Annotated in this window: 12 protein-coding genes; 11 read left to right on the top strand and 1 reads right to left on the bottom strand. The window is 52.7% G+C overall.

Going from position 1 to position 15289, the window contains the following annotated elements:
- Nucleotides 1–153 precede the first annotated feature (153 nt).
- The 8 genes from NSU01_RS12970 to NSU01_RS13005 all read left to right on the top strand — a co-directional run bounded on the left by NSU01_RS12970 (nucleotide 154) and on the right by NSU01_RS13005 (nucleotide 10267).
- On the top strand, nucleotides 154–1197 hold the full coding sequence (locus NSU01_RS12970) for an ABC transporter substrate-binding protein (protein ID WP_076246799.1): 1044 nt from the start codon (nucleotides 154–156) through the stop codon (nucleotides 1195–1197).
- Between the two features lie 82 nt (nucleotides 1198–1279).
- A complete protein-coding gene (locus NSU01_RS12975; RefSeq protein WP_076246796.1) occupies nucleotides 1280–2791 on the top strand; it encodes a sugar ABC transporter ATP-binding protein in 1512 nt (503 codons plus the stop codon).
- A 7-nt stretch (nucleotides 2792–2798) separates the two neighbouring features.
- The gene (locus NSU01_RS12980; RefSeq protein ID WP_076246794.1) at nucleotides 2799–3839 is read left to right on the top strand and encodes an ABC transporter permease; all 1041 of its coding nucleotides are present in this window, start codon (nucleotides 2799–2801) and stop codon (nucleotides 3837–3839) included.
- Nucleotides 3829–4797 (top strand): galactofuranose ABC transporter, permease protein YjfF, encoded by a 969-nt coding sequence (yjfF, locus tag NSU01_RS12985; protein ID WP_042135946.1) that lies wholly within the window; start codon nucleotides 3829–3831, stop codon nucleotides 4795–4797. Before NSU01_RS12980 ends, yjfF begins: the two co-directional genes overlap by 11 nt.
- Before the next feature lie 88 nt (nucleotides 4798–4885).
- Nucleotides 4886–5926 carry an ABC transporter substrate-binding protein gene (locus NSU01_RS12990; protein WP_256703980.1) on the top strand — a complete coding sequence of 347 codons (1041 nt, stop codon included), beginning with the start codon at nucleotides 4886–4888 and terminating at the stop codon, nucleotides 5924–5926.
- 241 nt (nucleotides 5927–6167) lie between these two features.
- Nucleotides 6168–8075 carry a carbohydrate-binding protein gene (locus NSU01_RS12995; RefSeq protein WP_076246791.1) on the top strand — a complete coding sequence of 636 codons (1908 nt, stop codon included), beginning with the start codon at nucleotides 6168–6170 and terminating at the stop codon, nucleotides 8073–8075.
- 23 nt (nucleotides 8076–8098) lie between these two features.
- Nucleotides 8099–9178: an endo-1,4-beta-xylanase gene (locus NSU01_RS13000; protein ID WP_256703979.1), complete on the top strand. Its 1080-nt coding sequence runs from the start codon at nucleotides 8099–8101 to the stop codon at nucleotides 9176–9178.
- Nucleotides 9179–9586: 408 nt separating this feature from the next.
- On the top strand, nucleotides 9587–10267 hold the full coding sequence (locus NSU01_RS13005; RefSeq protein WP_042141040.1) for a hypothetical protein: 681 nt from the start codon (nucleotides 9587–9589) through the stop codon (nucleotides 10265–10267).
- A 462-nt stretch (nucleotides 10268–10729) separates the two neighbouring features.
- Here the strand turns inward: NSU01_RS13005 and NSU01_RS13010 are convergent, their stop codons facing one another.
- Nucleotides 10730–11563, bottom strand: a complete 834-nt coding sequence (locus tag NSU01_RS13010; RefSeq protein ID WP_042135952.1) for an AraC family transcriptional regulator — start codon at nucleotides 11561–11563, stop codon at nucleotides 10730–10732.
- 211 nt (nucleotides 11564–11774) lie between these two features.
- Between NSU01_RS13010 and NSU01_RS13015 the strand changes: the two genes are divergently transcribed.
- Genes NSU01_RS13015 through NSU01_RS13025 form a run of 3 tightly spaced genes read left to right on the top strand, consistent with a single transcriptional unit; the run spans nucleotide 11775 to nucleotide 15261 of the window.
- Nucleotides 11775–12758 carry an ABC transporter permease subunit gene (locus NSU01_RS13015; protein ID WP_042135954.1) on the top strand — a complete coding sequence of 328 codons (984 nt, stop codon included), beginning with the start codon at nucleotides 11775–11777 and terminating at the stop codon, nucleotides 12756–12758.
- A gap of 17 nt (nucleotides 12759–12775) precedes the next feature.
- Nucleotides 12776–13657 (top strand): carbohydrate ABC transporter permease, encoded by an 882-nt coding sequence (locus NSU01_RS13020; RefSeq protein WP_076246789.1) that lies wholly within the window; start codon nucleotides 12776–12778, stop codon nucleotides 13655–13657.
- A 32-nt stretch (nucleotides 13658–13689) separates the two neighbouring features.
- Nucleotides 13690–15261 carry an extracellular solute-binding protein gene (locus tag NSU01_RS13025; RefSeq protein WP_083705670.1) on the top strand — a complete coding sequence of 524 codons (1572 nt, stop codon included), beginning with the start codon at nucleotides 13690–13692 and terminating at the stop codon, nucleotides 15259–15261.
- Nucleotides 15262–15289 lie beyond the last annotated feature (28 nt).

Here is a 15289-nt window from a genome sequence, read left to right on the forward strand (position 1 = left end):
TAAAAAAATACACAAAATCCTCCCGTGGACAGAACAATGCCAAAAATAGAAAGCAAACGCCAAAGGCTGCCCGTATAACGGACTTTTGTAAGCGGTTTATAATGGGCAGAACACCAGAACCTGGTGAATGCCGAGGGGGAGGAATATATACGTATGAAGAGATTCGGGAAAATGGGAGCAGTACTTGCACTAACCTTATCTATGGTCATGCTTGGAGCATGCGGCAACAATAATGGGGGGAGCAAGGCGAATACCGGAAAGGCCGGGAATGCGGCAACAGAAGCACCGGCGGCGAATGGCGGAACCAAGACGGAGGCCAAGGACATTACGCTCGGTTTCTCGCAGGTGGGTGCAGAGAGCGGCTGGCGTAGCGCCAATACGAAGTCCATTCAGGATTCAGCCAAGGAAGCAGGCTATACGCTGAAATTCTCGGATGCGCAGCAGAAGCAGGAGAATCAGATCAAGGCCATCCGTTCCTTTATCCAGCAAAAGGTGGATGTGATTGCCTTCTCCCCGGTCGTGGAATCCGGTTGGGATACTGTACTTAAAGAGGCAAAGGCTGCAGGAATTCCGGTGGTTCTGACCGATCGTGCGGTAGATTCCAAAGACACCTCGCTATACGTTACTTTCCTCGGCTCCGATTTCGTGGAAGAAGGCCGCAAGGCGGGTGAGTGGCTGTCTGAGCAGTATAAAGACGCTTCAGAGGACGTTAATATTGTGGAGCTGCAGGGAACAACAGGCTCTGCTCCAGCCAATGACCGTATGGCAGGGTTTGCCGAAGTCATCAAGAGCAATCCGCATCTCAAGGTCATTGCCTCTCAGACCGGCGATTTCACCCGGGCCAAAGGTAAGGAAGTTATGCAGGCGTTCCTGAAGGCCAATAAGGATATTGATGTGCTGTACGCCCATAATGATGATATGGCACTCGGGGCGATTCAGGCGATAGAGGCGGCAGGGCTGAAGCCGGGCGAGGATATTAAGATAATCTCTGTCGATGCGGTGAAGGACGGAATGCAGGCAGCCAGCGAAGGTAAAATCAATTTCATCGTTGAATGTAATCCGCTGCTTGGACCGCAGCTGATGCAGGTGGTGCAGAAGGTAGTTGACGGCCAGGCGGTTGAGGCCCGGATTGTGACTGAGGAATCAACCTTCACTTCCGAGCAGGCCAAGGAAGCGCTGGCTGGCCGGGAATATTAATCAGCAAGCCTAATAGAACGCGGCTAAGGCGGCAGGACAACCACCTTGGCGTTTCTATGGAGAATGAGGAGTGGATGCAACCATGAGCACGCAGCTGCCCATACTGCAAATGACCGGGATTCATAAACGGTTTCCGGGTGTAAAAGCATTGACTAATGTGAACCTCCGCCTGTTCCCTGGTGAGGTTCATGCCTTGATGGGGGAGAATGGTGCCGGCAAGTCAACGCTGATCAAAGTATTGACCGGCGTCTATTCCATTGATGAAGGCGGCGTAGAAATGGAGGGTGCGCCCATTTCCCTGCACAGCCCGCAGGAATCGCAGGCTGCGGGAATCAGCACAGTATATCAGGAAGTCAATCTGTGCCCCAATCTGACCGTTGCCGAGAACATCTTCATTGGCAGAGAGCCGCGGAGATTCGGATGCATTCTATGGAAGGAAATGAATCTGCGCGCTGCGGAGCTGCTCCGGGAACGGATGAATCTGCAGATCGACGTTACCCTTCCGCTGCATATGTATTCCGTAGCGGTTCAGCAGCTGATCGCAATCGCCAGAGCGCTGAATATTTCAGCCAAGGTACTGATTCTGGACGAACCGACCTCAAGTCTGGATCAGAATGAAGTGGAGCAGCTGTTCCGCATTATGAGGAAGCTGCAAAAGGATGGTTTGTCGATATTGTTTGTCACGCATTTTTTGGATCAGATGTACGAAATCTGCGACCGGGTAACCATCCTGCGGGGGGGTGAACTTGTCGGTGAATATAGGGTTAAGGAGCTAACCCGGCTGGATCTGGTCTTAAAAATGATCGGCAAGGAGCTTAATTTGCTGGAAGAGCTGCCGGGTCTGGCAGCAGAATACAAGGATGCCCTGGGTGATGAGCTGATCAGGGCTGAAGGGCTGGGCCGCAAAGGCGGGATTGAGCCGTTCGATCTGTCGATCCGCAAGGGTGAGGTAGTAGGGCTGGCAGGACTTCTCGGTTCAGGGCGGACTGAGGCAGCCCGGCTGTTCTTCGGTGCCGACAAACCGGATTCCGGGCAATTGAAGCTGGCGGAATCAGGAGGTGGGGTACATTCGCCGCGGGAGGCCATTGGACGGCGGATCGCCTTCTGCTCCGAGAACCGCAAGACAGAGGGGATTATCGGCGATCTGACGGTAAGAGAGAATATTATCCTTGCGCTGCAGGCCAAGTACGGCACGTTCAAGACCATCTCCCGCAGGCGGCAGGAGGAGATGGCTGGAGAATATATCCGCATGCTGAATATCAATCCTCCGAATCCCGACCTGCTGATCAAGAATTTAAGCGGCGGAAATCAGCAGAAGGTTCTCCTGGCACGGTGGCTGCTGACGGAGCCTGAGCTGTTCATTCTCGATGAGCCGACACGGGGCATCGACATTGGAGCCAAGGCGGAAATTCAAAAGCTGGTGCTGACGCTCTCACGGCAGGGCATGTCATTCCTGTTCATCTCCTCCGAGCTGGAGGAAGTGCTGCGGGTCAGTGACCGGATCGCTATCTTGCGCGACCGCCGCAAAGTGAAGGAAATTTCGGATAAGGACATGAGCCAGCAGCAAATTATGCAGGCGATTGCGGGAGGCTGACACGACCATGAGCCAACTGGTAAAACATCATTTATTCTGGCCGCTGTGCGTTCTGGCTGTACTGCTGCTGTTCAACCTGTGCTATTCGCCGGACTTCTTCTCGATTACAATCCATGACGGACACTTATACGGAAGCCTGATTGATATTCTTAACTTCGGAGCACCGCTTATTCTGGTGGCCATTGGGATGACACTGGTAGTGGCAACCAAGGGCATCGACCTGTCTGTCGGCTCCATTGTCGCTATATCCGGCGCCATTGCCTGCCTGAGCATCAGCCAAGCTTCAGACCCGAATGCCTTGGGTCTGATTCTAACCTCGGTGCTGCTGGCAGCAGGTTTGTCGCTGATGCTTGGCGCATGGAACGGTCTGCTCGTCTCCGGGGCCGGAATTCAGCCGATTATAGCCACGCTGATTCTGATGGTTGCAGGGCGGGGGATCGCCCAACTGGTTACAGGCGGACAGATTATTACGGTAACCAGCACGAAATATGCCTATATCGGGTCCGGCTCACTTGCTGCGCTGCCATTTTCAATATTTGTCGTAGCCCTGGTTCTGGTCATTGCCGTGCTGCTTACCCGTAAGACAGCGCTGGGCCTGTTTATAGAATCGGTGGGCTGCAATCCGGCGGCCAGCTCCATGTCCGGTATCCGCGCCCGCTGGGTTATTCTGTCGGTGTATGTATTCTGCGGTTTATGTGCCGGCATTGCCGGACTATTGCTCAGCTCGAATGTTTCCAGCGCTGACGGCAATAACGCCGGACTCTGGTATGAGCTCGACGCTATTCTGGCAGTAGTCATTGGGGGGACGTCGTTGAACGGCGGACGTTTTTATCTTACAGGTACCGTAATCGGTGCGCTGATTATCCAGACGCTGACCACAACCATCTATATGATCGGCGTCCCGCCGGAAATTACACTGGTCGTCAAAGCTTTGGTCGTGCTGGCGGTCTGCCTGATCCAGTCGGATACCTTCCGGGCCGCTATTGCCGCCCGCTGGAAGTCGCGGCATTATCCCGCAGAGAAGGAAGTGACCCGTCATGTCTCTTAACCGTAAGTTTATTCCGATTGTGGTCACCATCGCGCTGTTCCTCGTCATGTTCGCCGCCGGTTCCTTCCGGTATACCGGATTCTTCTCCCTGCAGGTGCTGATGAATCTGCTTATCGACAATGCCTTTCTGCTGATTACGGCCGTTGGCATGTCCTTTGTCATTCTGTCAGGCGGCATTGATCTCTCGGTCGGCTCTATCATTGCCTTGTCGACCATGGTCTCCGCAAGCCTGGTGCAGCAGCAGGGGTGGCCGCCGGCTGTTGTTATTCCGCTGGTGCTCCTGATGGGTGCGTTGTTTGGCAGCATTATGGGAGCGATCATTCATTATTTTGCAATCCAGCCGTTCATTGTAACGCTGGCGGGAATGTTCCTGGCCCGGGGTTTATGTTATGTAATCAGCATTGATACCATTACCATTGATAATTCCTTCTATACCGCCATTGCCCAGACGAGAATCCCGCTGCCGGGCGGCAGCTTTCTCTCGATCAGCGCCATTATTGCTCTTGTTGCCGTTGCTGTGGCGATCTTCACCGCCCATTACACCCGGTTTGGCCGCAATGTGTATGCGCTTGGGGGCAATGAGCAATCGGCTCTGCTGATGGGGCTTCCGGTGGCAAGAACCAAGGTGCTTGTCTATACGCTCAGCGGATTGTGCTCGGCACTTGCAGGAGTGGTCTTCACCTTTTATATGCTGTCGGGTTATGGGCTTCATGCCGTAGGCTTTGAGCTGGATACCATCGCGGCTGTCGTCATTGGCGGAACACTGCTGACCGGCGGTGTAGGTTATGTGCTGGGCACCTTCTTCGGTGTACTCATCCAAGGTGTGATTCAGACCATTATCAGCTTCGAGGGCACACTCAGCTCTTGGTGGACCAAAATTGTTATTGGCCTGCTGCTGTTCATTTTTATCCTCCTGCAGCGGGTGTTAAGCTCAAGGCGGTTGACTCTTAAAGAATAAGAAGATTGGATGGGGAGACAAAAAATTCTTGTCTCCCCATGTTTTTGCTATATAATTGTAATCGCTATCATATGAAGGAGGGGTCCTGTTGAGAACGGCCAAGGGGTGCCTGGTTCTGCTGCTGTTACTGCTGCTGGGCGGCTGCTCAGGCAGCGGAGGCAACAATACGCAGGCATTGATGATGCCTCATCATTCTCCTGCAGTGAATCCCGGCTTGCTGCCGCCGGCAGATAGAGCCATGGCCAAGCCGATTGTGCTGGGCTTCTCCCAGCTTGGGTCGGAGAGTACCTGGCGGGAGGCCAATACCGCTTCGATCCGGGAAGCCGCCGGGGAGGCGGGGATTACCCTCATCCTGAAGAACGCCGAACAGGATCAGCAGCAGCAGTTCGATGCCATTCGTGCCTTTATCCGGAGCGATGTTGATGTCATAGCGATTGCTCCTGTGGTTCAGACCGGCTGGGAACCGATTCTTCTGGAAATCAGGCAGGCAGGGATTCCGGTTATTATTGTGGACCGTTCAGTCAACGTGGAGAACAGCTCGCTCTATGTCACTTTTATCGGTTCTGACTTTTATGAAGAAGGGGTAAAGGCAGCCAAATATGTGATTGATAAGATGCGCCATCATAGCGAAGCCATCCATATCGCAGAATTGCAGGGTACCGTAGGCTCGACACCGTCGATTGACCGTGGGCGCGGGTTCCGGAAGATGCTCGGGGATAAGCAGGACCTCCGGATTACAATGACTGCCCCGGCAGATTTCACACAAAGCGGCGGCCGTGAGGTAATGCGGACTTTTTTGCAGCAGCCGAAGGAGCAGTGGCCCCGGGTGCTCTTTGCACATAATGATGATATGGCTATTGGTGCGGTGGAGGCTATGAAGGAGGCCGGTATTGTACCGGGAAGCGATATTATAATAGTTTCAGTGGACGGCACACGGCGGGCATTTGAGCAGATGGCGGCGGGAAGTATTAATGCTGTTGTCGAATGCAATCCGATGCTGGGTCCCCTGCTGATGCAGGCAGTCAAAGAGATTATGGCTGGCCGGACGCTGCCCAAGCGAATGGTAACGCCGGAGGACATTTACACGCAAGAACTGGCTGGTAGGGAGATAGATAACCGTAAATATTGAAGAAGCAGCCTGGCGCTTTTGCTCCGGCTTTTTTTTTGCAGATAAAACGCCAAAAAAATTCAACTTTTCAAACAAAAAACTACATTGTTCCAAGCCGGAATCTATATTAAGATGATCTCAGATAACAAATATTAGTAGATTTGTACAAAGAATGCTAGAAGGGAGGGGCTGCCGGGCGACCGTTATTTGTGCGGCAGCCGATTGAAAGGGATTACCAATTAATCTTAATGGAGGTATGCCGATGTTTAAAAAGCTCTTGGTCATTGCAGTAACCCTTGTGTTATTCCTGAACGGTCTGCCCTTGATGTCTGTGTCTGCTGCAAACAATGCCACGGCCAAGCAGCCGGGGAATTCCAATCCCCTGATGGATCACAAGCTGGGTGCCGATCCTTTCGCACTGACGTATAACGGAAGAGTCTATGTCTATATGTCCAGTGATGCTTACGTCTATAACAGCAACGGAACCGTGAAGGACAATGATTTCAGCGCCCTGAACAAAATCAATGTCATCTCCTCGGCGGATATGGTGAACTGGACAGATCACGGCGCCATCCCGGTGGCCGGAGCCAATAATGTCAACGGCAGCGCCGGCATTGCCAAATGGGCCTCTCTCTCCTGGGCGCCTTCGGCGGCGGTGAAAAAAATTAACGGCCAGGATAAATTTTTCCTGTATTTTGCAAACGGTGCATCAGGCATCGGCGTGTTAACGGCGAATTCTCCGATTGGCCCCTGGTCGGACCCGCTGGGCAAAGCGCTGGTGACAGGGGCTACACCCGGCATGTCCGGGGTGACCTGGCTATTTGATCCGGCTGTCCTGGTGGACGATGACGGCAGCGGATATCTGTATGCAGGCGGGGGTATCCCCAACACTTCGGACCCGGCATCCATAGCCAATCCCCGGACAGCCCGTGTGCTGAAGCTGGGTGCGGATATGACGAGTATTGTTGGAAGCGCATCCACCATTGATGCCCCTTATATGTTCGAGGATTCGGGCATTCATAAGTATGGCGGCAAATATTATTACTCGTACTGCTTCAATTTCTCCGGCACACACCCGGCTGCCTATCCGGCCGGTGAAATCGGGTACATGGTGAGCAACAGCCCGATGGGGCCTTTTACGTATACCGGACATTTCCTGAAGAATCCGTACACCTTCTTCGGAGTAGGCGGCAACAACCACCATGCGGTATTTAACTTCAACAACCAATGGTATGTAGTGTACCATGCCCAGACCGTAGCGAAGGCTGTACTCGGCGATGGCAAAGGCTACCGCTCACCGCATATCAACAAGCTTGTCCATAATGCGAACGGGAACATTCAGGAGGTTCAGGGAGACATGGCGGGCATTGCCCAGATTGCCAATCTGAATCCGTTCACCAGAGTGGAAGCCGAAACCATCGGCTGGAATGCAGGCATAGCTACTGAAGCTACTCAGGCTGCAGGCGGCCCTGTAAGCAATATGAATGTGACCAGCATTAACAATGGGGACTGGATTGCCGTAGGCAACGCGGATTTCGGTTCCGGGGCAAGCAGCTTCAAGGCTAATGTGGCCTCCGCCACAGGCGGCAAAATTGAAATCCGGCTGGATAGCGCAACAGGCACACTCGCAGGCACGCTTGATGTACCGTCTACCGGAGGCGCGCAGACCTGGAAAGAGGTTGAGACCCCTGTCAGCAATGTGACAGGTGTTCACAGACTCTACCTGGTATTCACCGGATCAGGCTCGGGCAATCTGTTTAATCTGGATTACTGGCAGTTCTCCACGGGCACCACTGCTCCCGGAACGGGAAGCAAAGTGGAAGCAGAGGATATGACCCTCAGCGGCACTTATGCGGGCAAGATCACTTCTCCGTTCAGCGGGGTAATGTTGTACGGGAATGATGATGCTGCTGCGTTCAATCAATATTTTGCCTATGGTACCCATAATATCTCAGTCCGTGGGGCTTCCAGCAGCTCCGCCGCAGCCAGGGTCGATTTGCAAATTGGCGGGGTGACCGTTGGCTCCTTCTACTTCAGCGGAACCACACCTACCGTGCAGACCTTGTCCAATGTGGCCCACGGCACCGGAAATCAGGAGGTTAAGCTGATCGTAACTACGGACAATGGAGCCTGGGATGCTTCTGTGGATTATATTGAATGGAGCTTATAATCGCCAAAGGAGATGGATTCAAATTGAAGAACAATATTAAAAAGCTTGTAGGCGGGCTGGCTTTAGCCAGTGTCCTGCTCACCTCTGTCATGGCAGGCAATGCCAGCGCAGCACTTACCAATGGGCCTAAGTTCCTGGGGAATATCATTGCAGGCAGTGCTCCTGCGAGCTTCGCCACCTATTGGAATCAGGTGACGCCTGAGAATGCAACTAAATGGGGAGCGGTTGAAGGCAACCGCAATAATATGAACTGGGGCGGTGCGGATACTTCCTATAATTATGCGGTAAGCAGAAACCTCCCCTTCAAGTTCCATACACTGGTCTGGGGAAGCCAAGAGCCTGCATGGGTTGCCGGCCTGTCGGCGGCAGAACAGAAGTCGGAGGTCAGCGCATGGATTACCGCAGCGGGACAGCGTTATCCTAAGTCGGCCTTCGTGGATGTCGTCAATGAACCGCTGCATGCCAAGCCCTCTTACCGCAACGCCATCGGCGGCGACGGAAGTACTGGCTGGGATTGGGTGATCTGGTCCTTCCAGCAGGCCAGAGCCGCGTTCCCGAACGCCAAGCTGCTCATCAATGAATATGGCATTATTGGTGATCCAAGCTTGACCGATAAATATGTGACGATTATCAACCACTTGAAGTCCAGAGGTCTGATCGACGGCATCGGCATTCAGTGCCATCATTTCAATATGAATACAGTTAGTGTCTCTACCATGAATACTGTGCTTGGTAAACTGTCCGCAACAGGCCTGCCTATCTACGTCTCCGAGCTGGATATGACCGGTGACGACAATACACAGCTGGCCAGATATAAGGAGAAGTTCCCTGTGCTGTGGGAGAATCCTGCGGTGAAAGGCGTGACCCTCTGGGGCTACATCCAGAATCAGACCTGGGAACCGAATACGCATCTGCTGAATTCTAACGGATCAGAGCGTCCGGCGCTGAAATGGCTCAAGCAATACCTGGGCGGCTCGTCGGCTCTCATGGAAACAACGGACAGTATGGATATCACGGATAGTGTGATCCAGCCGGACAGTATGGTCGAGCCAGAGCTTCAACTGGATCTCCAACCAGTGCTGGAACCCGTTCCGGCTGAGTAAGCTGAAGCAGGCCTTCAGCATAAGGGCTGTTGCCAAAGTGTGAACAAGGCTGTTTCTGATGCGTGAATATGGCTGCTCCCCATGCGCGGTAAGACGCGCCGGGAGCAGCCTTTTTGTGAGATGGGCAGTACGGAGGCGCGAGGGCCGAATGTAAGCGAAAAACCGAACACATTGGGCAGTGCGGAGGCGTGTGGGCGGAATGTAAGCGAAAAACCGAACACATTGTACTTGTGTAGCTGGACCATAAGGTCTTCTGAGATCTTCATCTTGCGTTCGCTGACCAAAAGTGGCACACTAGTAATAGATGCAGTAAACGTGGCAAAGAATGCCCCGCTCCCTTCTCTTTAAGAAGGCGGCGGGGTTTTGTGCGTTTAGAGATTAATTTTATTGCAGAGCGGGGGAATTGGAGTGGGATTTACAGAAGAACATGACCATTGGTTAAGCAATCATTTGAAACGAAGAAAGGGGGAGCGCCTTGATGCGCTAAAGCGGGGACACAGCTACGGTAACCGCTTATTCGTGGAATATGTGTGGTGGCCGCTTGTTGGATATTTTCAGGGACTCCATCCGGAATATGAAGTTAAGGACTGGCGTGGGAGATCGTATTTTATTGATTTACTGTGGAAGGTCGGTTCCTCGCGTATTGCATTTGAGATTATGGATTATGGATCGCATGGCACGGACCGGAGCAAATACCGGATGGACTTGAATCGCGGTCTCTTCCTGCAATCACAGGACTACATGGTTCTCTATATCTCGCTGGATGAGATGAAAGACAATCCGCCTTTTGTTCTCTCCACAATGCGGAACGTTCTGGCTCCTTATTTGTCGGCCGGAACTGCTAATAAAAGAAAAGACAAATCCTATTCTCGAATTGAACGAGATCTGATGCGGTTAGCCATCCGTAACCACCGTGTCCTCCGTCCGGGTGATGCCGCGAGAGAACTTGAGCTACATAACACGACAGTTATTAAATACAGCCGTATGCTGGTGGATAAGGGGAAATTTCGCCCTGTAGCGAGAGGGATATCTCCACGGGTTACATACTACGAGTACATAGGTACCATTCAAAGCCCGGATTTGGTCTGAAGAATAGTACAACCCGGGATGTAAGCGAAAAACCGAACACATTGGGGAGTGCGGGGGCGTGCGAGCGGAATGTAAGCGAAAAACCGAGCACATTGGGCAGTGCGGGGGCGTACGAGCGGAATGTAAGCGAAAAACCGAACACATTGGGCAGTGCGGAGGCGTGTGGGCCAAATGTAAGCGAAAAACCGAACACATTGGGCGGTGCTGAGGCGCGTGGGCCAAATGTAAGCGAAAAACCGAACACATTGGACGCTGCGGAGGTGTATGGGCCAAATGTAAGCGAAAAACCGAACACATTGGACGCTGCGGAGGCGTGTGGGCCAAATGTAAGCGAAAAACCGAACACATTGGGCGGTGCTGAGGTGTATGGGCCAATTGTATGCGAAAAACTTAGCACCCGCACCAACATCGCTCACCCGCACAGGTAAGTTATCCCCGCGCCCACCAAGGCATCCGCCAATCTCACCCCCCACCCCCATCCGCCGGAGGAAGTACATTCCCCTCCCTATACACCTTCCTGTACTGTGACGGCGTGTAAGAAGTAACCTTCTTGAAGATCTTAGAGAAATACAGCGGGTCGTGGTAGCCGACCGAATAAGCCAAGGATTTCACAGATAACCGGGACTCGCCCAGCAGCCCGCAGGCCCGCCGAATCCGAAAGGCGGTGAGATAGCCTGAGATGGAGGTGCCCGTCTCTTTCTTGAACAGCCGGAACAAGTAGCTGCGCTCGATTTTGACATAATCTACAACATCCAGAACCGACAAGGCAGATTTCCAATAGTTCCTCTCCACATATGCCTTGGCTGAACCTACATAGTCTTTCTTGAGGGAAGCCTGTCCGCTTGGATAATACTCCATGTAATAGGTTAACAACAGGCGAAATCCGGCATCCGACCGCTCCCGTTCATACGGCTCGATTGCATTCGCCTCGACTCTATCGAACATGGGCTTGAGGTCCTGCGGAGCAGCCGTTACAACGGGGTGATCCGGTGATATATGAATCATATCCAGTAACCGCAAAGCCTCCGTTCCGCCACATTCAATCCAGCAATACGCCCACGGGTCTTGTGGATCAGGGTAATAATACACCTCCATCTGCGGGAAAATCACAAAGCTGTCGCCGGCCTCCAAAGGAAAAACCGCCTGGCTTGTCTTCAAATAGCCCCTGCCGCTTACGATATAATGCAGGGCATATACATCACGGACGCCCGGTCCCCATCTGTGCAGATTGGGTGGCTTATACCCGTTCCCCTTCACCAGCGGACCCTCGCTGAGTCCGTATTCCTTAGCGTTCATAGTCAGCACCCGTATCCTTCAACAGTATGATACTACTAGGGTAAAGCAATCTGATGAATAAAGATAGATCGCTGAGCCGGTACCGCACTTTAAATGGATAGCCACGCCGGTTCAATAACCGCATGTAAAAATGATAACGCTTTCTTAAGAATGTTGGCTTACGCCCTCCCTGGGCTCGAAGGTAAACTAAAGGTACGAGGGAGGAGCGAATATGGAATTGCAAACACAGGTTAGGAGTCCCGGGACCGGCGGAAGCCGGCGGTCGTTTTTATGGAAGCGTTTCAAAAAACAGAAGGTATTGCATTTGTTCGTCGGGTTGGGCATGATCTATCTGCTGATCTTCGCCTATACTCCAATGTTTGGTATTCTGATGGCCTTCAAGGATTACAGCATCTCCGGCGGGATTAAAGGGATCTTCACGAGTGACTGGGTCGGCTTGGAGTATTTCGATGAATTCGTGCATGATTATCAATTCGGCAAGCTGGTCCGCAACACGCTGGTCCTTAGTCTGCTGAAGGTCATCTTCGCCTTCCCGGCGCCGATTCTGCTGGCGATCATGCTGAATGAAGTGAAGCACATGGCCTTCAAGCGGTTGGTGCAGACGATCAGCTATCTGCCGCATTTTATCTCCTGGGTAGTCGTGGTTGGCGTATCCTATGCCTTCCTGTCCGCCGATGTCGGTGTGGTCAATAAGGCGCTGATGGCTATAGGCTTCACGGATGAGCCGCTGGCCTTCCTGACCAGTCCGAATTACTTTTGGGGGCTGGCGGTAGGGAGTGCGGTGTGGAAAGAGATGGGCTGGTGGACGATTATTTTTCTGGCGGCGATATCGGGGATCAGTCCTTCCCTCTATGAGGCTGCAGAGATTGACGGGGCCGGAAGGCTGGCAAGAATCCGCTATATCACCCTGCCGGGAATGAAGGGAACCATTGTTGTTGTGCTGGTGTTGACCATCGGAAGTATTCTCGGCGGCGGACTGGTGGGCTCCAACTTCGAGCAGGCCTACCTGTTCGGCAACAGTATCAATAATCCAACCTCTGAGATTGTCCAGACCTACGCATTCAGGGTGGGGCTAAGCGACGGGCGGTTCTCCTATGCAGCGGCGATAGATTTAATTCAATCAGTGATTTCGGTAGCCCTGATATTCTCCAGTAACTATATTGCCAAACGGGTGTCAGGCTCAAGTCTTTTTTAGAGAGAGGAGGAAAGGCTATGCTGAAGAGTCAGCGGCAGAAGGATGTTGTTTTTGACAGCGTGATCTATGTGGTATTGTTCATTATTATGCTCACGATGCTGTATCCGTTCTATTATGTGTTAATTGCTTCCTTCAATAAAGGCTCGGACTCGCTGCTGGGCGGTGTGTATCTGTGGCCCCGGAACTTTACCCTGGAGAATTACCGGGTGTTCATGGATGATCCCAAGTGGGTGAAGGCATTCCTGGTCTCCGTACTGCGGACGGTTTCCGGCACCTTGCTCGGACTGCTGCTCACCAGCATCGTCGCTTACGGCCTGTCCCATCGTGATCTGTTGTTCAGCAAGGTCTATTTCACAGTGATCGTATTCGCCATGTACTTCTCCGGCGGACTGATCCCTTATTATGTGGTGCTGCGTTCACTCGGCTTGCTTAATTCCTTTGCGGTGTACATTGTCCCGTCCATGCTCAGCACGTTCTTCCTGCTCATTGCGATCTCGTTCTTCCGCGAGATTCCTGCTGAGCTAAAAGAGTCTGCGCATATAGACGGGGCCGGCGAGCTTACGATATTCTTCCGCATCATCCTGCCGGTCTCAACACCGGTGCTTGCGACCATGGCCTTGTTCATGGGGGTCGGGCAATGGAATTCCTGGCTGGATTCAGCCTATTTCGTCCAGTCCGAAGAGCTGCGCACGCTGGCCTTCCGCATGATGGAGGTCATCAACAAGAGCAACTCTCCGATGGATTCGCTGGCGGTAGCCAACAGTGTCTCGGCGGGTGTCACCAGCTTCTCCTTGCAGGTCACTTCAATGGTCGTGTCCATTGTTCCGATTATCTGTGTGTACCCGTTCCTGCAGAAGTATTTCGTACATGGCATCATGCTGGGGTCGGTAAAAGGTTAGACCATTATTAATTCAATCATGGAGGGATTAGCTTGAACAAAAGCAGAAGCTTCAAGATGGTTGCAGCCGCACTCTCAATTGCCGTATTATCCGCCTGCGGCAGCGGAGGAAATGCCGTCCAGGTCGCCCCGTCCGTCAGTCCGGACGCAGCAGTAGGCGGGAATTCTCCGGCCAAACCTGCGGAAGTGAAGGAATTGAGCCTGTTCATTGATGCGTCGTGGTACCCGGTTACGGAATGGAAGGGCCCGGTCGCCGACATGATTACCGAGAAGACGGGAGTGAAGCTCAAGGTTACGGTCGCTACCGATGATAAGCAGCTTCCACTGATGATTGCCTCCGGTGACCTGCCGGACCTGGTGTTCACCTCTTCCAACATAGACCGGTTATCCGACTCGAAGCTGTCATATTCCTGGAATGAGCTGATTGAGAAATATGCGCCGGATTTCAAGATTGACAAGACCCGGATTGCCATCCATACCATGGATGACGGCAAGTTCTATACCGTGCGGAATTCCTTTGCGACCCAGGAGGAGATGAAGAATAGTAAATATTCGTTAGGCAGCGACGGCAACCCGGGCATCGCGGTACGGGAGGATATTCTGAAGGAGCTGGGAAATCCGCCGATCAAGACCCTGGATGATTTCGTCAAGGTGCTGGGCATGGTCAAGGAGAAATATCCCGAGATGGTCCCGCTGATCATGGACAAGGACTGGATTGAACAGTATTTCCTGGCCCAGTTCGGTACGGAGACCCTGCTCGACGGCTGGTATGAACAGGACGGCAAGGTGGAATATGCGATCAGGCAGCCCAAGATGCTGGACTTCTTCAAGTTCATGAATAGCCTGTACCGCAATGGCTATATCCTGGCTGAGAATTTCGCACTGGCCAATGACCAGATTGATGATCAATATGCTACGGGCGGCAAAGCCTTCGCCCATAGCCATACCGTATCCACCGCAGATACCGATAACATCAAGATCAAGAGCAATCAGGGGAACTTCTCCTTCAAGATGCTGCCAAGCGTATTGTCGAAGGATGCCAAGGTAGTCAGCTCAGGACTCGGCTTCTCCGGAACCTTCATCACCAAGAAGAATAGGGACCCGGAGGCCTCCATCAAATTCATCCAGTATCTGGCCAGCGACGAGGGTAAGAAGCTGACGATGTTCGGAGTCGAAGGGGTACACTGGACCTGGAATGAAGAGGGCCACCCCGACTTCAAATATAATCCGTCCGATGCCGATTTTGTGAACAGCAACGGGATTAAGTGGTGGTATCTCTATAACGATGGGGTTACCGAGGGCATGCTGTCTTATGTTCCTGAGCTGCAGAAGACGCAGGCGCTGATGGATCTGAAGTCCGTCAGAATCTATAAGCCGGAGATCGGGCTGATCCAGACCCAGCCGGATTCACAGGAGAAGACCATCAAGACGAAGATTGACGAGATGGTCAAGAATGAGAAGGTCAAGATCTATCTGGCAGAATCGGAGGAGGCGGCAGTGGCAGCCTATGAGAATATGCTGAAGAATGCAGAGAACATAGGGCTGCAGAAGCTCACCGACTGGGCGAATACAACCTATCAGAAGAAAAAAGAATTATTCAAGTAAGGGAATTCCTGCCGGTAGAGACCTGTCT

This window comes from Paenibacillus sp. FSL H8-0259, from assembly GCF_037963255.1.
Lineage (GTDB): Bacteria > Bacillota > Bacilli > Paenibacillales > Paenibacillaceae > Paenibacillus_AQ > Paenibacillus_AQ phytohabitans.